This window comes from Thalassotalea loyana (assembly GCF_030161435.1).
Lineage (GTDB): Bacteria > Pseudomonadota > Gammaproteobacteria > Enterobacterales > Alteromonadaceae > Thalassotalea_G > Thalassotalea_G loyana.
This window is the reverse complement of the sequence record NZ_BSSV01000007.1, coordinates 187,284-211,286: the sequence shown is the minus strand read 5'-3', so window position 1 is coordinate 211,286 and position 24,003 is coordinate 187,284. Positions and strand designations below refer to the sequence as shown.

25 protein-coding genes and 1 riboswitch are annotated in these 24,003 nt (G+C 39.4%); of the genes, 16 read left to right on the top strand and 9 right to left on the bottom strand.

Annotated elements, in window-relative coordinates:
• Positions 1–49: 49 nt before the first annotated feature.
• Positions 50–1,054 (top strand): LacI family DNA-binding transcriptional regulator, encoded by a 1,005-nt coding sequence (locus QQK05_RS15385; protein ID WP_284300186.1) that lies wholly within the window; start codon positions 50–52, stop codon positions 1,052–1,054.
• A gap of 69 nt (positions 1,055–1,123) precedes the next feature.
• On the opposite strand, the gene QQK05_RS15380 is transcribed toward QQK05_RS15385, so the two are convergent.
• Positions 1,124–1,468, bottom strand: a complete 345-nt coding sequence (locus QQK05_RS15380; protein ID WP_284300183.1) for a DUF3718 domain-containing protein — start codon at positions 1,466–1,468, stop codon at positions 1,124–1,126.
• A gap of 58 nt (positions 1,469–1,526) precedes the next feature.
• A riboswitch (cyclic di-GMP riboswitch) is annotated at positions 1,527–1,610 on the bottom strand.
• 156 nt (positions 1,611–1,766) lie between these two features.
• Between QQK05_RS15380 and QQK05_RS15375 the strand changes: the two genes are divergently transcribed.
• Complete coding sequence (locus tag QQK05_RS15375) at positions 1,767–2,165, top strand: RNA-binding S4 domain-containing protein (RefSeq protein WP_284300181.1); 399 nt, start codon at positions 1,767–1,769, stop codon at positions 2,163–2,165.
• Here the strand turns inward: QQK05_RS15375 and QQK05_RS15370 are convergent, their stop codons facing one another.
• Complete coding sequence (locus QQK05_RS15370; RefSeq protein WP_284300179.1) at positions 2,166–2,651, bottom strand: GNAT family N-acetyltransferase; 486 nt, start codon at positions 2,649–2,651, stop codon at positions 2,166–2,168.
• A gap of 58 nt (positions 2,652–2,709) precedes the next feature.
• On the opposite strand from QQK05_RS15370, the gene QQK05_RS15365 reads away from it, so the two are divergent.
• From QQK05_RS15365 to QQK05_RS15355, 3 genes are all read left to right on the top strand, one after another.
• On the top strand, positions 2,710–3,693 hold the full coding sequence (locus QQK05_RS15365; protein ID WP_284300177.1) for an ion channel: 984 nt from the start codon (positions 2,710–2,712) through the stop codon (positions 3,691–3,693).
• Positions 3,694–3,745: 52 nt separating this feature from the next.
• Positions 3,746–4,825: a Kelch repeat-containing protein gene (locus QQK05_RS15360; protein ID WP_284300175.1), complete on the top strand. Its 1,080-nt coding sequence runs from the start codon at positions 3,746–3,748 to the stop codon at positions 4,823–4,825.
• A gap of 98 nt (positions 4,826–4,923) precedes the next feature.
• Positions 4,924–6,633: a proline--tRNA ligase gene (locus tag QQK05_RS15355; protein WP_284300173.1), complete on the top strand. Its 1,710-nt coding sequence runs from the start codon at positions 4,924–4,926 to the stop codon at positions 6,631–6,633.
• Between the two features lie 66 nt (positions 6,634–6,699).
• Here the strand turns inward: QQK05_RS15355 and QQK05_RS15350 are convergent, their stop codons facing one another.
• Complete coding sequence (locus tag QQK05_RS15350) at positions 6,700–7,299, bottom strand: C40 family peptidase (RefSeq protein ID WP_284300172.1); 600 nt, start codon at positions 7,297–7,299, stop codon at positions 6,700–6,702.
• A gap of 152 nt (positions 7,300–7,451) precedes the next feature.
• Here QQK05_RS15350 and QQK05_RS15345 point away from each other — a divergent pair, with 152 nt between their 5' ends.
• Positions 7,452–8,687, top strand: a complete 1,236-nt coding sequence (locus QQK05_RS15345) for a pyridoxal phosphate-dependent aminotransferase (protein WP_284300170.1) — start codon at positions 7,452–7,454, stop codon at positions 8,685–8,687.
• Positions 8,674–9,270: a 5'-deoxynucleotidase gene (gene yfbR / locus QQK05_RS15340; RefSeq protein ID WP_284300169.1), complete on the top strand. Its 597-nt coding sequence runs from the start codon at positions 8,674–8,676 to the stop codon at positions 9,268–9,270. The genes QQK05_RS15345 and yfbR overlap by 14 nt, the downstream gene beginning before the upstream one ends.
• A gap of 76 nt (positions 9,271–9,346) precedes the next feature.
• Here the strand turns inward: yfbR and QQK05_RS15335 are convergent, their stop codons facing one another.
• From QQK05_RS15335 to QQK05_RS15325, 3 genes are all read right to left on the bottom strand, one after another.
• Positions 9,347–10,159 (bottom strand): tetratricopeptide repeat protein, encoded by an 813-nt coding sequence (locus QQK05_RS15335; RefSeq protein ID WP_284300168.1) that lies wholly within the window; start codon positions 10,157–10,159, stop codon positions 9,347–9,349.
• Positions 10,160–10,299: 140 nt separating this feature from the next.
• Positions 10,300–10,605: a DUF962 domain-containing protein gene (locus QQK05_RS15330; RefSeq protein WP_284300166.1), complete on the bottom strand. Its 306-nt coding sequence runs from the start codon at positions 10,603–10,605 to the stop codon at positions 10,300–10,302.
• Positions 10,606–10,615: 10 nt separating this feature from the next.
• Complete coding sequence (locus QQK05_RS15325; RefSeq protein ID WP_284300164.1) at positions 10,616–11,257, bottom strand: GNAT family N-acetyltransferase; 642 nt, start codon at positions 11,255–11,257, stop codon at positions 10,616–10,618.
• Between the two features lie 135 nt (positions 11,258–11,392).
• Here QQK05_RS15325 and QQK05_RS15320 point away from each other — a divergent pair, with 135 nt between their 5' ends.
• Positions 11,393–11,623, top strand: coding sequence for a DUF2789 domain-containing protein (locus QQK05_RS15320; protein WP_284300163.1), 231 nt, complete (start codon positions 11,393–11,395; stop codon positions 11,621–11,623).
• Between the two features lie 22 nt (positions 11,624–11,645).
• On the opposite strand, the gene QQK05_RS15315 is transcribed toward QQK05_RS15320, so the two are convergent.
• On the bottom strand, positions 11,646–12,014 hold the full coding sequence (locus QQK05_RS15315; RefSeq protein WP_284300162.1) for a DUF3192 domain-containing protein: 369 nt from the start codon (positions 12,012–12,014) through the stop codon (positions 11,646–11,648).
• Positions 12,015–12,190: 176 nt separating this feature from the next.
• Here QQK05_RS15315 and QQK05_RS15310 point away from each other — a divergent pair, with 176 nt between their 5' ends.
• The gene (locus tag QQK05_RS15310; RefSeq protein WP_284300161.1) at positions 12,191–12,520 is read left to right on the top strand and encodes a hypothetical protein; all 330 of its coding nucleotides are present in this window, start codon (positions 12,191–12,193) and stop codon (positions 12,518–12,520) included.
• 9 nt (positions 12,521–12,529) lie between these two features.
• Here QQK05_RS15310 and syd read toward each other — a convergent pair whose 3' ends face one another.
• On the bottom strand, positions 12,530–13,096 hold the full coding sequence (gene syd, locus QQK05_RS15305; protein ID WP_284300158.1) for a SecY-interacting protein: 567 nt from the start codon (positions 13,094–13,096) through the stop codon (positions 12,530–12,532).
• 55 nt (positions 13,097–13,151) lie between these two features.
• Here syd and queF point away from each other — a divergent pair, with 55 nt between their 5' ends.
• The gene (gene queF, locus QQK05_RS15300) at positions 13,152–14,003 is read left to right on the top strand and encodes an NADPH-dependent 7-cyano-7-deazaguanine reductase QueF (RefSeq protein ID WP_284300321.1); all 852 of its coding nucleotides are present in this window, start codon (positions 13,152–13,154) and stop codon (positions 14,001–14,003) included.
• A 21-nt stretch (positions 14,004–14,024) separates the two neighbouring features.
• On the opposite strand, the gene QQK05_RS15295 is transcribed toward queF, so the two are convergent.
• On the bottom strand, positions 14,025–15,776 hold the full coding sequence (locus tag QQK05_RS15295; protein WP_284300320.1) for a M61 family metallopeptidase: 1,752 nt from the start codon (positions 15,774–15,776) through the stop codon (positions 14,025–14,027).
• Between the two features lie 330 nt (positions 15,777–16,106).
• Here QQK05_RS15295 and QQK05_RS15290 point away from each other — a divergent pair, with 330 nt between their 5' ends.
• From QQK05_RS15290 to QQK05_RS15265, 6 genes are all read left to right on the top strand, one after another.
• Complete coding sequence (locus QQK05_RS15290) at positions 16,107–17,693, top strand: GGDEF domain-containing protein (RefSeq protein WP_284300156.1); 1,587 nt, start codon at positions 16,107–16,109, stop codon at positions 17,691–17,693.
• A gap of 48 nt (positions 17,694–17,741) precedes the next feature.
• Positions 17,742–19,100, top strand: coding sequence for a nucleotide 5'-monophosphate nucleosidase PpnN (gene ppnN, locus QQK05_RS15285; RefSeq protein WP_284300154.1), 1,359 nt, complete (start codon positions 17,742–17,744; stop codon positions 19,098–19,100).
• Between the two features lie 3 nt (positions 19,101–19,103).
• A complete protein-coding gene (gene xni / locus QQK05_RS15280; protein ID WP_284300152.1) occupies positions 19,104–19,916 on the top strand; it encodes a flap endonuclease Xni in 813 nt (270 codons plus the stop codon).
• A gap of 76 nt (positions 19,917–19,992) precedes the next feature.
• Positions 19,993–20,370: a DUF3192 domain-containing protein gene (locus QQK05_RS15275; RefSeq protein WP_284300150.1), complete on the top strand. Its 378-nt coding sequence runs from the start codon at positions 19,993–19,995 to the stop codon at positions 20,368–20,370.
• Positions 20,371–20,706: 336 nt separating this feature from the next.
• Positions 20,707–21,714, top strand: a complete 1,008-nt coding sequence (locus QQK05_RS15270) for an isocitrate dehydrogenase (protein WP_284300148.1) — start codon at positions 20,707–20,709, stop codon at positions 21,712–21,714.
• A gap of 123 nt (positions 21,715–21,837) precedes the next feature.
• Positions 21,838–23,979: a sensor domain-containing diguanylate cyclase gene (locus QQK05_RS15265; RefSeq protein WP_284300146.1), complete on the top strand. Its 2,142-nt coding sequence runs from the start codon at positions 21,838–21,840 to the stop codon at positions 23,977–23,979.
• The last annotated feature ends 24 nt before the right edge of the window (positions 23,980–24,003 follow it).

The following is a 24,003-nucleotide window of genomic DNA, read 5'->3' as shown; positions in this document are numbered from 1 at the left end:
TATAAAATTTGTTAGTATTTTACTGTTTAGGAATTCTGAATAACTATATATGGCAACAATCTACGAAGTATCAAAACTAGCAGGCGTTTCATTAGCGACCGTTTCACGGGTAATGAACAAAAATGCAAGAGTCAGTGATAAAACAAAAAAGAAAGTATTAGAGGCAATGGACACGCTAGGTTATCGCCCTAATGCTATTGCACAATCACTAGCGTCTAACTGCTCAAACAGTATTGGTATTTTAGTGTCTGAATTGAGCGGTGCTTTCTTTGGTCAAATGATGTCTGGCATAGAAACGGAGCTTCGTGCTGCGGGTAAACACGTTATTATCACTACTGGTCACTCAGAAGAAGAAAAAGAAAAGGATGGTATAGAATTTCTTATTGGTCGAAACTGCGACGCGATCATTGCGCATGTCGAAGCTGTCAGTGATGAGTATCTGATTGAAATCAACAAAGGTAAAGTGCCCGTTTATTCTATGAGCAGACATGTTGAAGCACTTAAAGATAAATGTATTAGTTTGGACAATGAAGCTGGTGGTTATTTAGCGACTAAAACACTCATTGATCTTGGCCATACTAACATTGCCTATATTGCTGGCCCGCAATTCAAAGCTGATGCCAGCAACCGTCTTCAAGGCCACAAGCGTGCGTTGAAAGAACATGACATCGAGTTTGATGAAAATCTATTCTATATTGGTGACTTTAGAGAGATAGGTGGTAGCGCTGGCTTAAAGCACTTTTTAGATGAAAAATTTAATTTTACCGCATTAGTTTGCGCCAATGATGAAATGGCGTCAGGTGCCATGAAATATGCAAGAGAGCATAATATTAACCTACCCGAGCAGTTATCAATTATTGGCTTCGATAACGTGATATTTGCCAACTACTTGTATCCAACACTCACCACAATTGATAACCCAGTTGATGAAATGGGTAAAATGGCGGCGCAACTTGTATTAAGAGACGTGTATCAACAAAAGAAATTAGAAATAGAAAGAGTGTTTGAACCAACTGTCATTGTTAGGGATTCTGTCAGTAAATTAACAAACTGATGGCCCTGTCGAACAACTAGAGAGTAAAAAAAAGCGAGCATTAAGCTCGCTTTTTTTTAAATAGAACTGTTAGCCATTTACACGCTTTTGAGCTGCAGCGCTTAGTTCAGCTGATTTGATGCTTGCTAGGTGAGCTTCAACTGTTTTCTTAGGTAACTTAGAAATAATTAAAGAACCCGTTTTAACTGCGTTTTTATCGCTAGCAAATGCAAGTAAGTTTGCACCGTTACACTCTAAACCATCATAGATATTACGGATTTTCAATTTATTCGTTTTTAAGAATGAACGTAAACGTGATTTATCATCAGCTGCTACATATTCACACACTGACTGGCCAATAGTAGAAGCCTGAACTGGTGCAGCAACGAATGTAGAAGTTAAAGCAATTGATAATACAGCGAGCAAATTTTTCATAACAACAAATCCTAAGAAGTAGATAATAAAATTATGAAACGGATGCAAAGATGTGCTTTCAGGCAACCCCGCTGTCTTAGATATCATCCTTAGACCGGTGGCTTTGCGTGGAACTTTTTCAAGAACCTTGCCGTTTCTGATGGCGCGCATTATACATGTTAAAAAGTGTAAAACAAGCAAATAATGTGTAATTTGTGTTCACATTATTTTTCGTAACATTAAGTTTTCATTAAGGATACTTACTTGTAACCAACTGAAATGTTAAACTAAGCCTTCTAGAAACTGAATTGACTGTGCTATGTCTGGTAACCACTATCAAGTTGAACTTGAACAACAACCTATTGAGCTATACAAATTGTTAAAACTTGCTGACCTTGTTGGCGGCGGTGGCGAAGCAAAAGTGCTAATTAGTCAAGGGTATGTTTTCCTCAATGATGAGGTGGAAACGCAAAAGCGCAAGAAAGTTTACCATGGCGATATTGTCGCGTTTAATGGCGATATTATTGAGCTCATTTGCCATAATGAGCCAGTAGAAGTCATAAGAAAACCTAAAACCGAGAAGCATGCTGGTGCCAAGAAGCCAAAATCAACAGGCAGCAAACCAAAGGCAAAGAAGAATAAGCCTCCTTCAAACTCACAAAAAAAAGATACGCCGACACAACCAACTGGTGGTCGACGTCGTTCAATTAAGTTTTAATTAACTGAGCGTTTTTTGCCAAAACACAGCTTGCCCCATTTTGGGGTCAAGCTCATAACCACCAAAACCAAGTTTTTTGTAGGCTGCTTTGGCTACGACATTTCCTTCTAAAACTTCTAAAGTTAGCTTACAACACCCATGTTCGATGGCTATAGCTTCAACTTGTTGAATCATAAGTTGACTAATGCCTAAGCCTCGAAATTGTTTTAATACCACGACATCATGAATGTTGATTAATGGCTTGGCGCTAAATGTCGAAAAGCCTTTAACACAGTTGACCAAGCCAGCAGGCTTATCATCCACATAACATATCAACGAAAGAACCTGCGGCTGCTCTCGTAAAGCTTTGATCAAGTTGTCTTGGGTAAACGTCGATAAAGGCTCGCCTCCCCCCATAGGATCTTTGGCATAAGCATTGAGTAACATAACAAGGTCTTGCGCGTGAGTAGGATTGTGGTAATCAGCTAAAACAACGGTATTGGCCATATCAATTTTACCTTACTAAGAAACATGAATAATTTTAGAACCTTACTATACTGTTTGTATGAGTGAAGAACAGCAAAAATGTCAGTATATTGATCCAGACGGACACCTTTGCCCAAACCATGCGACTGACGATGGCTTATGTTTTTGGCACAGTGCAAATGTCGATAAATCTGGTGCAGATATTAAAGATAAACTTGAACACTATGCCCAGCACGGTGGATTTACACGTGGCCTAAAGCTGCAACGCTGCCAACTTGACGATATTGACCTAGTTAATCACGGCCACAAAACTGGTTACGATTTATCATACTGCGACTTCTATCGTGCTAGCTTGCGCGATGCTCACATGTTCAATGCTAACCTTGATAATGCAAGTCTCATGAAGGCCGATTTGCGTGATGCCAACTTGAACTGCGCCTCGCTGCGCAATGCAAATATGCTAGGTATTCGACTCCACGGGTGTAAGATTGAGAATATCGAATTTGGAAAAACCATTTTTCAAGAAGATTTAGCCAAACTCGCTATAGCCAAAAGTCATCAAAAGAGTGCTCACGAGTACTTTATTCAATCAGAAGAAATTTATCGTGATTTACGCAAACATGCTGAATCCGAGGGCTTGTTTAATTACGCAGGGGCTTTTATCAAGAAAGAACTCACCATGCGCCGAATGCAACAACCTAAATACTCAGCAAAACGCATAGTCTCCAAGGCGATAGATCTATTTTGTGGTTACGGAGAAGAGCCAATTCGCATCGTTGGCTTTTCAATACTCCTTATTTTCATTTGTGCCATCTTGTATAGCCTTACAGGTTTAAATTACCATGGTGAATTCTATATCTTTGACGTCAATGCGCCCCTCAGTCAGAATATTAATTGGTTTTTCAGCTGTCTCTACTACTCAATTGTGACGTTTACGACGTTGGGCTATGGCGATTTCACGCCTATTGGAGTATCGAGGGCCATTGCAGCATTTGAGGCTTTTACAGGAAGCTTTACCATCGCCTTATTCGTCGTTGTTTTTGTGAAAAAAATGACAAGGTAGTGTCAGTTCGTTAAGCTCTATCGATAAATAATCCGACAAAAGCAATTACTTAATGAGCAAACGCCTTCTTTACACCTCTGCGTTAACCACTGCATTATTACTTTTCAATCAAACGATTTACGCAGCCAATAGCAAGAATCTTGCTAATTTACCTGAAGCCGTTGCCAACAATGCCGCAACGCAAATCCATGTGAACGATGACGAATATTTAATTTCATTTTCAGGCTTAGCTCAAGGTAAAACCCATCATGACGTACACAATAAAGTGTTCGTTTATCAGGCGTCAAAAAATGTATGGAAAACAGCTAAACCTGTGCCGATTAAAAAACCTATTGATGGATTAGTTGGCCGTTTAGCTAGTGTCGCAGCAGCGATAGGGCCAAACGCATATGTTTTTGGTGGTTACACAGTTGCCGCAGATCATAGTGAGGTTTCGGTACCCGATGTCTACCGTTTTGACGTCGTCAACAATCAATATACAGAACTTGCACCCATGCCAGTGCCTGTTGATGATAGTGTCGCCCTCTCCTATCAAGAAAGATACATATACTTGATTAGTGGCTGGCATAATGACGGCAACGTAAACTTAGTGCAGGTTTATGATACCCAAACAGATACGTGGCAACAGGCGTCACCATTTCCTGGCAAACCCGTTTTTGGTCAAGCTGGTGGAATTGTTGGCGATACGATGGTGATTTGTGATGGTGTAAAAGTCGACTACTACCCGCAAAAGCGTCGAGGATTTTCTGCAGAACCGGCTTGTTATAAGGGCAAAATAAACGACAAGGACTTAACCAAAATCCACTGGACAACCCTGCCTCACCCAACAGGTACAGCAAGATATCGGATGGCGGCTATGGGCGATGAAGCCTCCAATAGTATTGTCTTTATTGGTGGTAGTGATAATCCATACAATTACAGTGGCATTGGCTATAACCAAGTACCATCAGAGCCTGACGGTGCACTTTGGCGCTATAGTTTGTCATCGAATACTTGGCAAAAATCGAAAACAAATACCAACACGATGGACCATCGAGCCCTACTCAAATTTAACAACCAGTTTATTACAATTGGTGGAATGGGTGAAAATCAAGCGGTATTAAATACTATCAATGTTTATCAATCACGGTAATTACGAATTTTTATCGCGTTAGCCCTTTTGCCACGATAAACGCCCTGTTAGAATAAGCCACTTTATTTTTGAATCATCCGACATGGACATAATTTTAAATGCGTACTAGTCAATACTTACTTTCTACGTTAAAAGAAACCCCAGCTCACGCTGAAGTTGTTAGCCACCAATTAATGCTACGTGCGGGTTTAATTCGCCACCTAGCTTCAGGTTTGTATACGTGGTTACCCACTGGTTTAAAAGTGCTAAAGAAAGTAGAAAACATCGTACGTGAAGAAATGGAACGTGCGGGTTCAATTGAAGTATTGATGCCAATGGTTCAACCTTCAGATTTATGGGAAGAGTCAGGTCGCTGGGACGACTACGGCCCTGAATTACTGCGCTTAAATGACCGCCATCAACGCCCATTTGTTTTAGGCCCAACGCACGAAGAAGTTATCACCAAGCTTGTAAGCAACGAAATTAGTAGCTACAAGCAATTACCAATGAACTTATTCCAAATTCAAACCAAGTTCCGTGACGAAATTCGTCCTCGTTTCGGTGTAATGCGTGGTCGTGAGTTCTTAATGAAAGATGCTTACTCATTTCATACAACAGATGAATGCTTGAAAGAAACTTACCAAGTGATGTTCGACGCGTACTGCCGTATTTTCGAACGTTTGGGTTTAGATTTCCGTCCAGTAATTGCTGACAATGGCTCAATTGGTGGTGAAGGTTCACACGAATTCCACGTGTTGGCTGATTCAGGTGAAGACGATATCGCATTTAGCGATGAAAGCGATTACGCGGCAAACATTGAAAAGGCTGAAGCATTAGCGCCTGCTGGTGAGCGCCCAGCACCAAGTGCGTCATTAGAAAAAGTCGCAACGCCAGACGCAAAAACTATCGAAGCAGTAGCTAACTTCTTAAACATTGATGCTACAACAACCGTTAAAACTTTATTGGTACTTGGTGAAGCACAAGAAGGTGAAAAAGCACCAGTTATCGCTTTAGTGCTACGTGGCGATCACGAGCTAAACGAATTAAAAGCAGAAAAGCTTGAAGGTGTTGCATCACCATTAACATTCGCATCAGATGAAGAGCTTGTTGCAGCAACTGGTGCTAATGCGGGTTCAATTGGCCCTGTTAACCTTAACATCCGCGTCATCGCTGACCGCAGTGCAGCACATCTAGCTGATTTTGTTTGTGGTGCGAATGAAGACGGTTTCCACTTTACTGGTGCAAACTGGGATCGCGACGCGCAAAACTACGAAGTTGCCGATTTACGTAACGTAGTAGCTGGCGATCCAAGTCCATGTGGTAAAGGTAAAATTGAAATTAAACGTGGTATCGAAGTGGGTCATATCTTCCAGCTTGGTCAAAAATACGCTGAGGCAATGAATTGTGGCGTGTTAACGGAGTCGGGTAAAAACCAAACCTTAACCATGGGTTGTTACGGTATTGGTGTATCTCGTATTGTCGCAGCAGCAATTGAGCAAAACCACGATAAATACGGTATTAAGTGGCCAGCAGCCATTGCACCATACCAAGTGGCGATCGTGCCTATGAACATGCATAAATCAGCACGCGTTCAAGAAACAGCTGAGAAACTATACGCTCAATTACAACAAGCTGGTATTGAAGTTATCTTTGACGACAGAAAAGAGCGCCCAGGTGTGATGTTTAACGATCATGAGTTGATGGGCACACCAAAACTACTTGTTGTTGGTGAACGCAACCTTGATAACCAAGAAGTTGAACTAAAAGATCGCATCACAGGTGAAAAATCACTTGTCGCGATTGATAGCGTACTTGAGCTGTTCAAATAACGACATCAATAGTTAAAAAGAAACACCGCCAGTTGGCGGTGTTTTTGTTTGTGCATCTTCTCGCTGCTAATATCTCAAATCATCTATTTTGGCTAAGTCCCAATAAATTACCCTATCGTAATATTTCGCCAGATTTTCATTGAGTGAACTAAAGCTTGTAATCGGTGTTTTCAGCTCATCAAACAAGTGCCAGATAAATTGATGACAGTTATTTTCAATCAGGTGGTAGTCTTCATATTGATAAATTTGATCTAATGCTTTGTGAGCGATCTCGGGCAAAGCTAAAGGTGTTGCGTTTGAATCACAGGCAACAAAAATATTATCACCACTGCGATTACCTAAGAAACGCCTTGCTGAAATTGGTTTGATAAGACCATTACCATCAAGCTCAACGATGGTATTGTCACCTACCCATATCCCCGTATGCTCAAATAAACCACCGATCCCACAGCAAACCACGCTGCCTATTTCAGGCTCAACAACAACCTCACTATGGAATAAATCCGTCGGGTAAATACCGACTGCACTTCCATGTTCACCAGAGTACCGATCTACACCGGTTTTAAGTCGACGATCTTGATAGGCTTTTTTGCGATCATCTGCAGCTGACTTTATCGCTAACGCAGAAACAGCAGCCGCACCTAACCACAGTAAAGGTAATGGCATAATTAACTCTCGATTTAGCTTACTTAATAACTACATTAGGTGTTTTACATCAAAATGCTATTAAAAAAGTGCAAGTAACTATTTCAAAATAGTTTTTTTTTCGTAACAATGCGAGTAACCACACTCACTAATACACTTTCCTGGGCATAGATATGAAAAATATTGAAAAATCTTTAAAACTTGACAATGTTTGTTACGACATTCGAGGTCAAATTGCCCAAGAAGCCAAGCGTTTAGAAGAAGAAGGCCACAAAATACTGAAGCTCAATATTGGTAACCCTGCCCCATTTGGCTTTGAAGCACCCGACGATATTTTAAAAGACGTTATTCGTCAGCTACCAACCGCACAAGGTTATAGCGACTCTAAAGGTATTTACTCGGCTCGTGTTGCGGTGATGCAATATTTTCAGCAGCAAGGCATCTTAAACGTAGAAGTTGACGATATTTTTATCGGAAACGGTGTAAGCGAACTCATTGTTATGGCGATGCAGGGTTTGCTAAATAACGATGACGAAGTTTTGATTCCTGCACCCGATTATCCATTATGGACTGCCGCTGTTTCCCTATCTGGTGGCTCACCAGTTCATTACCGCTGTGAAGAAGAAAACCACTGGTTTCCGAGTATCGACGATATGAAATCGAAGATCACAGAAAAGACTAAGGCCATCGTATTAATCAACCCGAACAACCCAACAGGTGCAGTGTATTCAAAAGAAGTATTGGAAGAGATTATAGCGATTGCTCGTGAGCACCAACTAATCGTCTTTAGTGACGAAATCTACGATAAGATCTTATATGATGGTGCGGTTCATACCCCTACCGCTCGCCTGGCTGAAGATGTGCTTATTATTACCATGGGTGGGCTTTCAAAAAACTATCGAATCGCTGGCTTTAGAGCGGGATGGATGGTCATTACTGGACCGAAACACCACGCGAAAGGTTATATAGAAGGGCTTAATATGCTCGCTTCGATGAGACTTTGTGCCAATGTCCCCTCTCAACATGCAATACAAACAGCATTAGGTGGTTACCAAAGCATAAATGAGCTGATAAATGAAGGCGGTAGGTTGAAGAAACAAAGAGATATCGCCTACGAAGGGATTAATGCAATTGAAGGTTTATCCTGTGAAAAAGCAATGGGCGCTCTATACTTATTTGTAAAGGTAGATAAAGAGAAATTCAATATCACCAATGATGAACAAATGGTGTTAGACATTTTAACGCAAGAGAAAATTCTCTTGGTTCATGGTCGTGGCTTTAACATCGATGAAGCAAATTATTTCAGGCTAGTGTTCTTGCCTCATGAAGACGAATTAATCCCAGCTATTGAACGCCTAGCTCATTTTTTCAAAACATATCGTCAAGGTGACGACAATGAAACAGAGTAATTTTATCGCTTGGATATATCGCATGCCGCTCATCAAACGGTGGGCACTTATGCATTGTATCAAACCAGAAAACGTAGCCGAACATTCACATCTAGTGGCCGTTATCGCCCACTTATTAGCGGTCATCAGAAACACTAAATTCAATGGAACTCTCAATGCTGATAGAGCTTCTACCTTAGCACTGTTCCATGAGTGTAGCGAAGCTCGACACCAAGATATTAATCACAATACCAAATATCATAATCCTGAGATTACTCGCGAATTTAAACGTTTAGAAAAGTTAGCAGAGCAAGAATGCATCGACTCGTTACCTGAAGACTTTCGAGACATCTACAATGCATTAATTATCCAAGATAATGTTGATGCAGAATACAAACAGCTTATTAAAGCTGCTGACTTACTCTCAGCATATTTGAAAACACTCGACGAACTGCATTTTGGCAATCAAGAGTTTGCTCATGTCAAAGTCAACTTGGACAACAAACTAGAAAAAATTAAACAACAATTACCGGAAGTGCAGTATTTCCTCGACATTTTTGCCGAGAGCTGCACAGCAACCGTAGATCAGCTATCGGGTATGTAGCTGATCATCAACGGCGGACGTTAAAAACAAAAAAGCCAGCTATCTGCTGGCTTTTTTATATCCTAGTGAAACTAGTCTAGTTAGAGTATGAGTAAGCAGAAGTTACGTTGAAGAACGTATCAATGGCTTGACCATTTAATCGCGTTTGGTAACAACCTACTTGCTCATCACATGTTTGACCTTGGAATTTAGAGCCTGTTGTTTTCTTTCTTTTCTTGAACGTAACAATTTGCTCATCAAAACGTGTAGCTAATGGTGGTGAGTTAATCGTAATCACTTCCATATTCGTTTTTGGCCACTCAAATGTTGAGTCTGCAGCTTTTTTCATTGGCTTCTTATTCATTTGCTTTGTAAGCAAAGGGAAGCTTGTTTTGTGCTTTTCTAAATCATCAGCAACAGAGGTTAATAACTCTGGCATGCGAGGGTCGCGTTGCTTGTATGCTTTAGCTAAATAAAAATCAGCTTTTTCAAAATCACGTTTTAAGTACTTATCATTTACGTACAAAGTACCTAATAAAAAGTTAGAATCTTTGTAGTTTGATTTCGCAACTTTCTCTAGGTATTTAACGGCCTTTTTCAAATCTTTATTTTCTTCGCTAATTAGTGAAATAGCGCCCACTAAATACATCGAAGATTGCTCGCCCTTCTTAGCGGCTTTTCTTAAATACTTTAACGCTTTGTCTTCGTCTTTTTCTGTGCCGTAACCGACATAATAAAATTGACCTAAGGTCGCATAAGCCTGCAGGTGACCGCGCTTAGCCCCTTTTTTAAACTGTTTAAAGTATTCAACACACTCATCAGTTTGACATGCTTCAATTTGTTCTGCTGATACAGTTGGTGCAGTTAAAAATGCGCCAACCATTGCAATTGCTGTAAAAAATTTTTTCATAGCATTAATCCTTTAATCATTCATATTGAGAAGTTAACAAAACCTAAATTAACAACATGTTAACGTCCCGAGCAAAATAAACATAACCTATTAAGAAGCGAAGTACAAATATTCGCCGAGCGTAAATGGCTAACGTAACGTTAACGTAATTTACCGGTAATAAAATCCCATAGCATACGCCAGTCGCCAATAAAGCTGTACCAAGGGTGTTGGAATGTGGCTGGCTTATTTTTCTCAAAAAAGAAATGGCCTATCCAGGCACAACCATACCCGGCCCCAAGGCCATAGACGAGATATAGCCATTCACCCGTTTGAATACATAATGACAAACAGTACAGACCAATGGCGCTACCCAAATAATGTAACGACCGACACACTCTATTTTTATGTTGAGATAAATAGAAAGGATAAAATTCGGCAAAAGATTGGTATTTTTTTTCAGACATACAACGACTCCTATGAATGTCTATAGTGGACCATTAATGCACCATCTACTTTGCCGAAAGACAATTCCTCAACAACTTCATAGTTCACATCGTTAAAAAACTCGCGATACTTTTGCATCGTCGCAAATACCGCGACGCCTTCGCTTAACGAATGCTCTTGCAAAATCGTATCTACTGCCGCCATTAGATAATGGCCAAAACCATGGTGTTGATGTAGAGGGTGAATAGCGATAAAAGATAACATATGGAAATGTTTCATGGGTACCGCAGCCATGATTGTTTTCTCTTTTTCAATCATTTGCTTGGTACTTAAGTACCCTGCACCCAGCAACATTTTTAATCGCCAGTGCCAGAAGCGTTCGGACTCAATGGTTTGATCAGGGCTATTAAGACAAGCGACACCGACCATTGCTTCTCCTAAATAGAGCCCAATAATAGGCTGGTTCGATTGCCAGAATGCTGCAAGTTCTTCTCTTATTGCTGCTCGCAACCTTTGCTCGTAGTCATCTTTCTCACCATTAAAGATTTCCAGAAATAATGGATCGTCATGATAGGCCTGATATAAAAGAGATGCTGCGATTTTAAGATCTTCCGCGCTTAAATACTCGGCTCTAATTTCAGGTTTCTCTTGGACAACGGCTTCACTACTCATTGACACTCCCTCCAACACTGTTGTTTTTATATTTTTTATTTTACAACCTTAAGGCTTGTTTGTTTTTTGGTCAAACGTATTTAACGAATAACTCTTTTTAACACTATACTTGGGTTATGTATTAAGGAGATCATTATGGACCGCTCATCTCATACATTAGCCTGTCTGTTTGCCCAATTGGGCTTAGCTAACAGTGACAAAGAAATTGAACGATTTATTGAACAACACAAAGGGTTAGCTCCAAATATCCCTGTTGAAAAAGCGAGTATTTGGAACGCATCACAAGCAGCCTTTTTACAAGAGGCTCTCGCTGAAGATTCTGATTGGACAGAAGTTGTCGATGGGTTAAGCGCTAGGTTGAGATAGCGCTTAACCATCCTATTGAAGATTAGATTTGGCCGAGTGCAATATCGCCCCAGCTTTTTAATAAACCACCTTTAAAAATAAGTGGAGTACACTCATCTTTTGTAGTCATACCGTCGCTATGTTTACGTTGAGTTCGGTAGTACAGCACTTGAATCGTTTCACCATTTTTTTCATAGGTTTCATTAAATTCTGCAACACCCATTCGGTTCACGACTTCAACATATGGCGTATCAATTCGCAGCTTTGAGATTTCCTGTCTGTTGTTGTACTCAGAACTGTTATTTGATGTATGGTAACGATCATAGTCATCATCGCCAATATTGATTGAACAAGCAGAAAGGCCCATAACCAATGGTGTAACAAGCGCAAGCGTTAAAAGTGACTTTTTCATAATATCCTCTTTAAATTTTTCTTATCATTTCCGATAGCTTGAATTAGCAATTCGCTGACCAAGTTGACAAGCCACTGAAAAACAAGGATTTTATTTTAAAAACCTAAATAACCTGATGAAAACGATAGTCAATTTCGCTAAAATGTAATGAATTATTAAATGAATTTATTATCAATATGACCAACATTGAAGAAATTATCATCACTGCTAACGTCCTTGCAAACCAAGGAAAAAAGCCAACTGTGGCGCTCGTTAAAGCAAGGCTAACTCAAAATACACCGTTGCCACTCATCATTTCTACACTGAAAACCTGGCAACACCAAAGCGATTATATTGCGCCAAAAAGTGCGAAAAATAGCGATATAAAGTCAAAGAATAAAGCAGCTAATACCGACCTATCAGCGCAAATAGAAAAAGCGGTATCCGATGCTATAACACCGCTTATTGAAGAGATAATCGAATTAAAAGGACATATATTGCGTTTAGAACAAAAATTAGAGAAGTAATTACTGAGCCTATTGAGGCTCAGCTACATAGTTTTCTATATTTTCAAGAAACTCCGCCATACTAGAAGCAATTTTTTTGTGTGGCTTTTTCCCCACTTTTTCAGCCCATACTTCACCTGATTCGTTATCAACAGATAAGATAATATCGTCAACATCAGTTACAGCAAAAAAGATAGTTACAGGCTGTTTTAATTTTTGCTTCATCAATACATGCCCAATAATATTTCGTTGCAAACGATCAAAATCATCGATATTCCAAGCAAACAATAACTCAAGTAACCCGTCTTCAGTTTTGGCTGGCACAGGTTCAGAATAAATACTTGTAAAATATTCAACAACGCTCGGATGTAACTTTACGCCAAGTGCTTCTTCTACATTAGCAAAGGTCAGTGAATCCTTAATTGGAGCAGGTTGCCAATAATCATTTTCACTATCTCTTTCACCACAAATGCATGGCGACGGCCATTCATCATCTTTTTCTATGTAAGGTTTGTGACCATAAACCTGCTCACATAACGTAATAAAGTCATTAGCAAACCCCATGATTGGCTCAAATAACGAATTAGGTGATTTCATCGACATTAAAGATCCTTTAAAATATTTGATTCAGTTAATAGATATGAAGATTGTGATGACCAATTACCAAAACGCCAAGGCGCTTGAGGGTCTAACACTTGGGAAAACAACCGATTATGCCAGTGAATATAACTCAAATTTACTGCAAGGTGTACCAAGAAGTTTAAACCGTGAGCAATTAAACTTAACAAATCAAAACCTACCTTTTCACGGAGAAGATGTTTGGTATGGTTACGAGTTATCTTGGTTAAATGATAAAGGCAAACCCATCGTTGCAGTTGCCGAATTCAGAGTGCCTGCGACAAGTGAAAATATTGTCGAATCTAAATCATTTAAACTATATCTCAATAGCTTCAACCAAAGTCGATTTAAATCGCGTGAAGATGTTCTTGAGCGTTTAACCAGTGATTTATCGAATACCGCTAAAGCGCCAGTGACAGTTAAACTATTCGCAGTAGACGACTGCCCTGCTTTAGAAATTAACCATATAGAAGCGACATCAATCGACGAACACGATATTTCAGTCGACGATTACCAGTTTGATGATTCTATCTTGAATAACGTGCACGCAGGCGAGACTGAACAGGTAGAAGAAGTTTTAGTGAGTCATTTGCTGAAATCAAACTGTTTAATCACCAACCAACCAGATTGGGCAAGTGTATACATTAGCTATCAAGGCAAAAAAATTAATCAACAAGCGTTACTGGCTTACTTAATCTCATTTCGTCAGCATAATGAATTTCACGAGCAATGTGTTGAGCGAATTTATTGTGATTTACAAAAATTCGGCAGTTTCGACACGTTAAGTGTTTATGCTAGATATACGCGCAGAGGTGGCTTAGACATCAATCCATTTAGAAGCTCACAAAACGAATCAGCGCCCAATGGTAGAACCTTGCGTCAATAATGACGCAAGGTAACATTAACCTTAGGCTTTAGGTAATGCGATCCCTGTCCACGTTTTAAAGAATTTCTTTTGACGTTTTGATGGTTTACTCACCGGTACAATTTTCAATATACCATTAGGTAAAGCACCAAGTTTAATCGTTTTGTGCATCAGTTGATCGCGTCTAAAGAAACTTATTTCAACTTCTTGCTCTGGTTGAAAGTTTTTTAAGCGTTTAGTCAATGATGTATCTGCCATTCGTAAACCATCAATTGCTATTATAATATCATCAAGCGTGAAACCAGCCTGCCAAGCAGGGCTATTCTTTTCGACCGCTGTAATTTTCAATCCACTTTGTACTGCCTTTGTGGCAATACCTGTCCAAGCGTTACTGCGTTTGTCATTGCCGTAGGTAATTTTCAGGCCAGCCTTCTTTAACAGTTTGTCAAAATCTGGTTCTGGTGTTCCTTCTACATTCTGTTGCCACCAAGACGCATAAGATTCGCCTGTGATATTTTCCAATATATTAAGGACATCTTGATCATTAAAGCTTTTCGGTAAGCGAAAATCTTGGTAAAGCGCGCTGTGCACGTCTCGATAACTCTTTTTCATACCGGTATCTTCAATTAGCGCAAAATCTAACAGCCAAGACGTCAAGTACCCTTCAGAGTATATGTTTACGCTATGGTTTTTACCGTAATCACCACCTTGATCTATCCACTTGTCAAAACTGGCGTGAGCAATACTTTGACTATCCCTGCCAGGCTTTCTCAAATAACCATTTACACGCTTAGCAAGATCTGTCAGAAACTCCTGCGCTGTCATGATATCAGCTCGTACTAACAATTGATTTTGAAAATAACTTGTAGAACCTTCAGATAACCACAGTAAATTTGAATAGTTTTCATGTTGATAGTCATAGGGTACTAGACCTTCAGGACGGTACTGCTTTACATTCCACGTATGAACAAATTCATGTGAAGCGGTAGACAAGAAACTTAAATAATCTTCCCGTTTGTTAAATGAGTAGCGATTGCGCTGGATAATAGTTGAGTTTAAATGCTCTGTAGCACCACGAACACCGCTTGTCGCATGTACCATAAATACGTATCTTTCGTACGGGTAGTCAGGCCAAATTACATTACCGGTTTTCACGAGTTTTTTTAGGTCTCGAACCATATCTTTTTCAACATAATTCCCCTCCCCCCAAATTGCCAATTCATAATCTCGGCCATCTACCTTGAACTCGTGGTGTTTAAGAATTCCCGTTTCAATTGGTGAGTCGACAAATACGTCATAGTTTGGTGCAATGAATTGCTGTTCATGTTCGCCAAATGCTAAACCTGATATGCTTTTCCAGCCCTTAGGTACCTGCATATTGATAATATGCCTGTCTGTCCTTGACTCCTCTGAATACATGACAACGGCAGATGCATCTAAAAACGCATGGCTATCGTCTATATGTCGTGTGCGTTTACCTAATTGATTAGCATACAGCTGATAACTCACCGTAACGCCTTTGCTAGCGCTCTCAATAACCCACGTATCTTTTGCCGTTTTGTGCCAGGTTAAAGGTTCGCCTTGCGCATTAGTCGCAGTAAAATCCCTCACCCCGTTAGCAATATTAAGAATCTCGTAACGGCCGGTTCGCCAAACAGGGAGTTTTAAAACCATTTCGTCATTAGTTGTTGGCTCAAAAGTCAATGTAATGCGAGATAAATGATGTTCAGGTTTATCAATATTGATGTCCACCAAAACATCAGCTTGAGAGGCGCTTGAAAACCCTAAACTCATCGCAACGGTGAGCGCTGATATTTGCTTTTTGAATGCTTGGGAAGGAAATTGTAATAATCGGGTCATATACTATACATCGTAATTGTTTGGTTTTGGTATAATAAACCAAAACGTCGTGGAATTTACGGGTCTCGTTAATATTATTTAACTGTTTTATTTATTTAGCATTTTTTACCCAACAAATACGAAATTTGGCGTATACTATGGCTATAAAGGATATTGCAATTCGCGTAACGTCGTCTTAATGTGCTAGGACGAGCAGAAAACACGTGCGTGATTCATTATTTATAAAAAGTACAATTATCTTCAGGTAAAGGAACATCTCTCTTTATGAATTCAGAAGCAGTTGAAGCTGGACAACTAAAAAGACTTCAAGAAAGATTAGACAGTGCAATTAGCTCGCGCGCAGCACTTGAAGAAGATCTGAAGTCTCAGTCCTCTTTATTTCTACAATTTATTGATAAATTATCTCGTGTTTGTAAGGGCATGGATCTTGAGCTAGACAATAAGCTAGCTAACTTTCGATCTCTCATCAAAGAATCTGAACCAATAGAGGTTATTGAAGAGCACATTAACACTATTTCGGTGTTGTTAAAGCAGCAATCGACAAAAAACGAAATTAATATTCGGTTAGTTCAAGAGAAATTTAGTGAAGCAAGCACCGCGCTACAAAAATCTAAAGGCTTGCCGCCGCAAACGCGCCGCCAATTGCGTGAATTAATTAATGAAACGGGTGATGGCAAAGACACCTTGATTCAATACATGCCTGTCTTGAGTGAGTTACTTGAACTTTATACCCAAGCATTGACGGCAAAAGAGGCAATGCCAACTCATGGTTTATTAAATGCAAACAAACCATCGAGCCAACAACCAGCAACAATAGATCAAGAGTTACTTGAAAAAGTCATTGAGTCGATCAACAAGTTGTCGCTATCAGCGCGTTACCAGCAACAATTAAGTCAATTAAAAGAGCAAATAAATAACAGTGACAATACCGATGAAATCATCAACTCTATTGTTAATGCATTTTCATTAATTGCCTCTGATCTTAAAGAGGAACGAGACACAGCAAAGACATTCCTCTCCTCTTTGAGTACGACATTAACAACCGTTCAAAAAGCTGTTAGCTCAACGTTAGTGGAAAATGATGTGAACTTGCAAAAGCATCATGAATTAAACACTGCGCTGAACAATAAACTTGATGAAATATCGAAATCAGTCGATGTGTCAGAAACACTCAATCAAGTTAAAGATGAGATAAGTAATAAACTGTTATCTATCGCTAACATTATTGAGAAAAAAGTCGATGTTGAACAAGACAGCCATCAGCGATTAGAAAAAAAGCTCAAAGCGATGGAAGCAAAAGTTAAAAAGCTGGACGCTGAGAGTAAAACATTCGAACGTAAATTGCAGAAACAAATTCAGAAAAACTTCACGGATCCACTAACTAAATTAGGTAACCGTGCTGCTTTTGATGATGCGATGGCAAAAGCAATTGCCAATAGCAACAAAACAGGCGACCAAACTGCGATAGTCGTCATGGATCTTGATAACTTTAAGAATATTAATGATACCTTTGGTCATACAGCCGGCGACAAAACGCTGCAAGTCATTGCAAAAACTTTACAAGCAAGTATATCCAAAGGTGTTTTCGCGGCACGCTATGGTGGTGAAGAGTTTGTATTAATTTACAAAAATGTAGACAAAAATAAACTCTTGAGTGAGCTAGATGTTGTCCGCACAAAAATAGCACGTTTACCTTTCAAATTCAGAAACAAAAAAGTCAGTATTACCGTTTCTGTTGGTGCAACCCATGTCAAACCGGAAGACAATGTTTTTATCAGCTTTGAACGAGCAGATAAAGCCATGTACCAAGCCAAAACAACAGGAAAAAATAAAGTAATCTACGACGAGTAAAGCACCGTAAAACTCTCATCGTCTAGATTGTCGAATAAGGAGTAGTTTATGCATGTTCAAGTCAACCCAGTAGGCAGTATGCGCCTACTGTCCCACCTAGAGATTCAGTTGTTACAAAAACAAACTGACGCTAGTTTATATGAGCTATATAAAAATTGCTCATTGGCCGTTTTAAATGCGGGAAGCAATACCGATAACGCCGAAGAGATTTTCGACAAGTACCAAGATTTCGCAATCGACGTAATTAGAAGAGAGCGTGGAATCAAAATAGCATTGCACAATCCACCAGAGGACGCATTCGTTGACGGTAAAATAATCAAGGGTATTAAAGAACATTTAAGCGCGGTGTTGCGCGATATTCTCTACACAAATTTCCGCTACGTTAATGTATCACTTCCTAAAATTTCACCAAGCGATAAAAACACGCACATCGTTTTTGACATTCTACGCAATGCAAAAGCGATCAAACCAGATACAGATGCCAATTTGATTACTTGCTGGGGCGGTCATTCTATTAATCTCAACGAATACAAATACACCAAGATGGTAGGCTATGAGTTAGGGTTGAGAAAATTCAATATTTGTACTGGGTGTGGACCCGGTGCGATGAAAGGCCCTATGAAGGGTGCCAATATTGGTCATGCTAAACAGCGATTAAATAGCGGTCGATATATCGGTCTAACAGAACCGAGTATTATCGCGGCTGAACCACCTAACCCTATAGTGAATGAGTTGGTCATCATGCCTGATATTGAAAAACGCTTAGAAGGCTTTGTTCGACTATCACATGGCATCATTATCTTTCCTGGAGGTGCTGGTACAGCGGAAGAGTTACTTTATATTCTAGGTATTTTGCTGCATCCGCAAAATGCTGCTCAACGACTGCCAATAATCCTGACAGGTCCGGCAGAAAGTAAAGCCTACTTTGAAGAAATAGATGCATTTATTGGTGCAACTTTAGGACAAGAAGCCCAATCCTTGTATCAAATAATCGTTGATGATCCAAAAGCTGTAGCCCAATCGCTCAATAAAGGGCTTGAAGAAGTCATGCAATATAGAAGTAAAACCGGTGACGGCTTTCACTTTAATTGGTCGCTTCACATAGACGATGAATTTCAATACCCATTCGAACCAACGCATAAAAACATGTCTGATTTGGTCATTGATCACAGTCTACCAACACAAGCATTAGCAGCGAACCTACGCCGTGTTTTTTCTGGGATTGTTGCTGGTAATGTTAAAGCCGAAGGGATCAAGGCAATCCGAGAACATGGGCCTTTTAACATTTCAGGACAAAAAGAAATTATGCATCGGGTCGACAAGCTGTTACAGTCCTTTGTAGAACAATCACGTATGAAGCTACCGGGTACAGTCTATACACCGTGCTACAAAATTGTAGGAGAATAATGAGTGTCAGCGCATGTTGTCTTAATTGATGCTTTAAACCTAATTCGAAGAATTTATGCAGTACAGGAACGACCGTTCTTGTTTAATGGAGAATTAGCAGAAAACACTCAACAGCAAGTTTTGCACAATACTGTGCAAGCTTGCGCTCAAGCGCTACAGAATATCATCTCCCAACTTGAACCAACCCATGCATTGGCCGTTTTTGACAGCGAAGCGCCATGTTTTCGATATGCACTCTACCCTGACTATAAAAAGGGTAGAGCCAAGATGCCCGAGCATTTAGCTAACAAGATGAATGACATCCAAGATGTCTTTCTTGACCTTGGAGTTGATTCGTTGATTCCAGACGAAGATGAAGCAGACGACGTCATTGCAACACTGTCGATAAAGGTCGCATTGCGTAATCAACGTGTCACTATTGTTTCAACAGATAAAGCGTTTTTAACTTTGCTTAATGACAATATCCAAGTGTACGATTACTTTAATCGACGATATTTAGACGCTGATTATGTCAAACAGAAATTCTCTGTTGGTCCAGATAAACTACTCGATTTATGGACGCTAACAGGCGATACAACCAATAAAATTCCTGGTGTAGCAGGCATAGGACAAGTTACTGCTGCACAACTGTTAGATGAACATGGTTCGCTCGCAGCGATAAAAAATGCAGAACATATTAAACCTGCTGTAAGAAAGAAACTTGATGAAAATCAATCACAAATGCATCTAAGCCGCCAGCTACTAACCTTAAAACAAGACATACCATTAGGTTTTAACCTCAAAGATATCCGTTTGTCACAACAGCCTGTCGAATAACCATTAAAAAAGCTTTTCATTGTCATTATCAGCCGCTATCCTAGAACTTTAGTTTTAATTAAATTTTCCTGTAATAATGAATAAAAAAGTCGTCTCACTAATCGCCTTAGCGTTAATTTCATACGGTATCTTTGTTGCTCTTGTCGTTGCATTTTATGATGACAACCCAACCAATATGAAATGGGAAGACCGAGAAGAATTCAATCGTCAGTACATCGGCAAATTGCAACTTGAACAATTTTCATTTGACCAAGCGTTAACAGATTTAGGAAGCCCTGATATTACTGAAGCTAAAAAGCGAGATTCAGGTAACTACCAGGTCATGTTTTACCGCACGCATCATGTTAAATCAGATGGCATAACAACAATTGAAGAATGCACTGCGTTACTATTTAAAGACGGTGTTCTCACTGGCATAGGTAAGAGTGCCTATGAAATGTTTGAGAAACTATAACGCGCACAACTCCTACCCATCAGTCGACTGACATTTGGCTATCACCAACATCACGTGAAAAAATTAGTCAATTGCTTTTAAGCCTCTATACTTTACCTGTAAATAACAAACACCTGTAAGTTAGCATGAAAAATTTCACACTAGCTTACAGTGCTTATGCATGATATAAAGCACCGCAAATGTAGTGGTTAGACCAATGAAACGAGTAAAAAAGTATTTTACGTGCTCATCTTTAGTGTAACACCAAGATGGCTAACACATTGTTTCAATTGATAAATAACACACCATTACACGTTCTTCTAGCATAATTGCGTAACAGCAAATAAAGGTAAAACAATGGCTAAACAAACTATCACAGTCATCCCAGGTGACGGCATCGGTCCAAGTATTATTGATGCAACTCTAAAAGTTCTTGATAAAGCAGGTTGTGATTTTGAGTATGAATTTGCTGATGCAGGTTTAACTGCACTTGAAAAACATGGTGAACTTGTTCCTGAAGAAACTCTGAAATTAATTGAAAAGAACAAAATCACCTTGAAAGGTCCTTTAACAACTCCTGTTGGAGAAGGTTTTACATCAATTAACGTAACACTTCGCAAGCAATTCCAACTATATGCAAATGTTCGACCGGTACTTTCGTTTAAAGGCACAAAAGCACGATACGAAAATATCGACATCATCACCATTCGTGAGAACACGCAAGGAATGTACTCTGGTTTAGGCCAGACAGTGACTGAAGATGGCGCTCAAGCTGAAGCGATGAGCTTAATTACTCGTGAAGGCGCTGAACGCATTGTCGAATTCGCATACGAAACAGCACGCAAAGAAGGTCGTAAAAAAGTTACGGCTGTTCACAAAGCAAATATCTTAAAGTCAACATCAGGACTTTTCTTAAAAGTAGCGCGTGAAGTTGGTGAGCGTTACCCTGACATCGAATCTAGCGAGATGATCGTTGATAACTGTTGTATGCAGTTAGTAATGAACCCTGAGCAATTTGACGTTATCGTAACAACTAACCTATTCGGTGATATTTTATCTGATTTATGTGCAGGTTTAGTTGGTGGTTTAGGTATGGCACCTGGCGCAAACATTGGTAAAGACTGTGCAATTTTTGAAGCAGTTCACGGTAGTGCGCCTGATATCGCTGGTAAAAACTTAGCAAACCCTACATCAGTTATATTAGCTGCGATTCAAATGCTTGAATATTTAGGTATGGCAGATAAAGCGGATGCGATTCGCAATGCTGTTAAAGATGTCATTGAATCAGGTGACCGAACAACTCGCGACTTAGGTGGCGAACACGGCACTACAGACTTTACAGACGCAGTAATCGAACGATTATAATTATTCAGTCTTATCTGTTCAAAAAGCCGGCTATGCCGGCTTTTTTTATAAAAAAAATTCGAGCTATTTTTCTTTTTCAAAAAAACATATTATACATATATAAGGTAACCAACTGATATGTAAATGTTAATCGTAGACAAAGCCATCAACTCGTTGAAAGATCCAAAAGTTTATTTTTATGGAATCCTATTTGGCATTCTAGGGTGCCTCACTAACGTATATCTAAAATTCGAACTCTACGGACAATTAACACTTCATTTAGGGCAAGCATTTGTTTTCTTATGTCTTCTTGCTCGTGGTTTTCCTAGCGCCGTCATTGCCGCAGCGATTACAAATGGCACATTATGGTATCTCACAGGTAATAAGTTCTTTTTCTTAACACTAAACTTAGAGTTTTTTGTTGTCGCGATTCTTTTAACAAGGCGCATGTGGCTCTTAAATGCCGATATTCTCTATTGGTTAGTCATTGGCTTACCGTTAACTTACACAATATTGTTATTCGCTGACGTGCCAGCTGAATTTAACGCCATGATATTAAGTAAGCAGTTATTAAATGGTGTAATGTACTCAACCATTGCTGTCGCGTTAAATTACTTTGTACCTCAATGGCGAAAATCCAGTGGTAAGCATCGCGCACGTCCACCACTTTCAATGTTTGTCTTTCGCTTATCTGTGGTCACGATTACCTTACCCAGTTTAATCATTGCCCTGTCACTTACTCAAAAGTCGGTTATGCATTTTGAAGGGACAACAGTGACCAAGTTATCCAACCATGCAAATGAGCTTGAAACACTAATCGATCAGTATGTCGTTCGACACCAAGTAGCAGTCGACGCATTAGCCAAAACTTTGGCTCATTCGTTGAGTACTGAAGAGCGCCAGTCAGTTTTGGAAAACTACCAATCGCTCTACCCTGGCTTTATCACGATGTTAATTGCAAATCACAATGCCAAAGTAGTTCATGGTGCACCTCAAAGCTTCTATAAAAACTATGTATTGTTGCCAGAGTCAGAACGCTTTGTCACTGACAGAGCATATTTTAATGAAGCAAAAAACACATTAAAACTCTATATATCAGAGGTTTTTCAAGGTCGTGGATTTGGCTCAGACATGATTATCGCGATTAGCAGTCCTATTATTGTCAACAATCAATTTACCGGGATCGCTGAAGGCTCATTAAATCTGCCAAAATTTGCCGATTTTGAAAAAGATATTTTAGGCGAGCAAAACCAAGAGTTTATTCTTATTTTAGATGCTAGCGGCAAGACAATTTATCAATCCTTTCCTGAAGAAGGGATGTTAGAAAGTTTTAATGAAGCAATAAATGTAGAGCGCGCGCCTAATGCAAAACCATTTGAGATAGTAATTCAAGGCAAAAAATATCTCTTCAAACATAATGACAATGATAGTCGATGGAAGGTTTATGTCTTCCAATCATCCGATGTTATAACCTCCCTGATAACAAGTAACTTTTACGTTGTATTGTTAAGTCTATTTGTCATTATTCTATTGTTTCTATTTCTCGCTAGAATAGTCTCAAAACGATTGACAAACCCTTTAGTGGAGTTAATCGAACAGTTTAGCCAAAAAGAGCCTAATCTTAACGTTGAGTTGCCTGCCGATAGCCCTGCTGAGTTTGAATTTCTTTCTACTAAGCTCAATCAAGCATATACGCTTCAGCGAGATTACCAAGAGCACTTAGCGGAAGAAGTTAAAGAAAAAACACAACAGTTACAGCATTTAAATTTCGAGTTAGAGTTAAAAGCTCGATCTGACGGCTTAACAGGATTACTCAATCGAAATAGCTTTGAGGAGCTTGCTAAAAACAGCTACCAGTTGTCGGCTCGTGAAAAATTGCCTTGTACTGTTGCCATGCTTGATATCGATCACTTCAAGAAAGTAAATGATGTTCACGGCCACTTAACAGGCGATAAGTGTATTATTTTTCTTGCCGAGCAGCTACGCGAACATTTTAAAAGAGAAACCGACATCATCGCGCGTTTTGGTGGTGAAGAGTACATTGTCTTTATCAATGGCGAAGAAGATAAGATTTCGCGCCGTTTTGAAACGTTTAGAAAATCAATTGAAAGCAATATATTCAACAATGATGGTAATTTATTCCAAATCACCATAAGTATTGGCTTATGTCACGTTAACCAACAGTTTGACAAACCATTGAACGAGCTGACAAAAATAGCCGATGAAATGCTATATCAAAGTAAAACGAATGGACGCAATCAAATTACATGTAAATCGATTGGTTAATTTTATTAATAAAAAAACGGCAAT

Coding starts and splice junctions, on each gene's coding strand:
- queF (WP_284300321.1), top strand. CDS start 13,152: ATGACCAATTACCAAAACGCCAAGGCGCTTGAGGGTCTAACACTTGGG.
- QQK05_RS15330 (WP_284300166.1), bottom strand. CDS start 10,605: ATGTCTGAAAAAAAATACCAATCTTTTGCCGAATTTTATCCTTTCTAT.
- yfbR (WP_284300169.1), top strand. CDS start 8,674: ATGAAACAGAGTAATTTTATCGCTTGGATATATCGCATGCCGCTCATC.
- syd (WP_284300158.1), bottom strand. CDS start 13,096: ATGAAATCACCTAATTCGTTATTTGAGCCAATCATGGGGTTTGCTAAT.
- QQK05_RS15350 (WP_284300172.1), bottom strand. CDS start 7,299: ATGCCATTACCTTTACTGTGGTTAGGTGCGGCTGCTGTTTCTGCGTTA.
- QQK05_RS15275 (WP_284300150.1), top strand. CDS start 19,993: ATGAATAAAAAAGTCGTCTCACTAATCGCCTTAGCGTTAATTTCATAC.
- QQK05_RS15290 (WP_284300156.1), top strand. CDS start 16,107: ATGAATTCAGAAGCAGTTGAAGCTGGACAACTAAAAAGACTTCAAGAA.
- QQK05_RS15355 (WP_284300173.1), top strand. CDS start 4,924: ATGCGTACTAGTCAATACTTACTTTCTACGTTAAAAGAAACCCCAGCT.
- QQK05_RS15295 (WP_284300320.1), bottom strand. CDS start 15,776: ATGAGTTTAGGGTTTTCAAGCGCCTCTCAAGCTGATGTTTTGGTGGAC.
- QQK05_RS15270 (WP_284300148.1), top strand. CDS start 20,707: ATGGCTAAACAAACTATCACAGTCATCCCAGGTGACGGCATCGGTCCA.
- QQK05_RS15365 (WP_284300177.1), top strand. CDS start 2,710: ATGAGTGAAGAACAGCAAAAATGTCAGTATATTGATCCAGACGGACAC.
- QQK05_RS15385 (WP_284300186.1), top strand. CDS start 50: ATGGCAACAATCTACGAAGTATCAAAACTAGCAGGCGTTTCATTAGCG.
- QQK05_RS15310 (WP_284300161.1), top strand. CDS start 12,191: ATGACCAACATTGAAGAAATTATCATCACTGCTAACGTCCTTGCAAAC.
- QQK05_RS15380 (WP_284300183.1), bottom strand. CDS start 1,468: ATGAAAAATTTGCTCGCTGTATTATCAATTGCTTTAACTTCTACATTC.
- QQK05_RS15325 (WP_284300164.1), bottom strand. CDS start 11,257: ATGAGTAGTGAAGCCGTTGTCCAAGAGAAACCTGAAATTAGAGCCGAG.
- QQK05_RS15320 (WP_284300163.1), top strand. CDS start 11,393: ATGGACCGCTCATCTCATACATTAGCCTGTCTGTTTGCCCAATTGGGC.
- QQK05_RS15375 (WP_284300181.1), top strand. CDS start 1,767: ATGTCTGGTAACCACTATCAAGTTGAACTTGAACAACAACCTATTGAG.
- QQK05_RS15360 (WP_284300175.1), top strand. CDS start 3,746: ATGAGCAAACGCCTTCTTTACACCTCTGCGTTAACCACTGCATTATTA.
- QQK05_RS15335 (WP_284300168.1), bottom strand. CDS start 10,159: ATGAAAAAATTTTTTACAGCAATTGCAATGGTTGGCGCATTTTTAACT.
- QQK05_RS15265 (WP_284300146.1), top strand. CDS start 21,838: ATGTTAATCGTAGACAAAGCCATCAACTCGTTGAAAGATCCAAAAGTT.
- QQK05_RS15370 (WP_284300179.1), bottom strand. CDS start 2,651: ATGGCCAATACCGTTGTTTTAGCTGATTACCACAATCCTACTCACGCG.
- QQK05_RS15315 (WP_284300162.1), bottom strand. CDS start 12,014: ATGAAAAAGTCACTTTTAACGCTTGCGCTTGTTACACCATTGGTTATG.
- ppnN (WP_284300154.1), top strand. CDS start 17,742: ATGCATGTTCAAGTCAACCCAGTAGGCAGTATGCGCCTACTGTCCCAC.
- QQK05_RS15345 (WP_284300170.1), top strand. CDS start 7,452: ATGAAAAATATTGAAAAATCTTTAAAACTTGACAATGTTTGTTACGAC.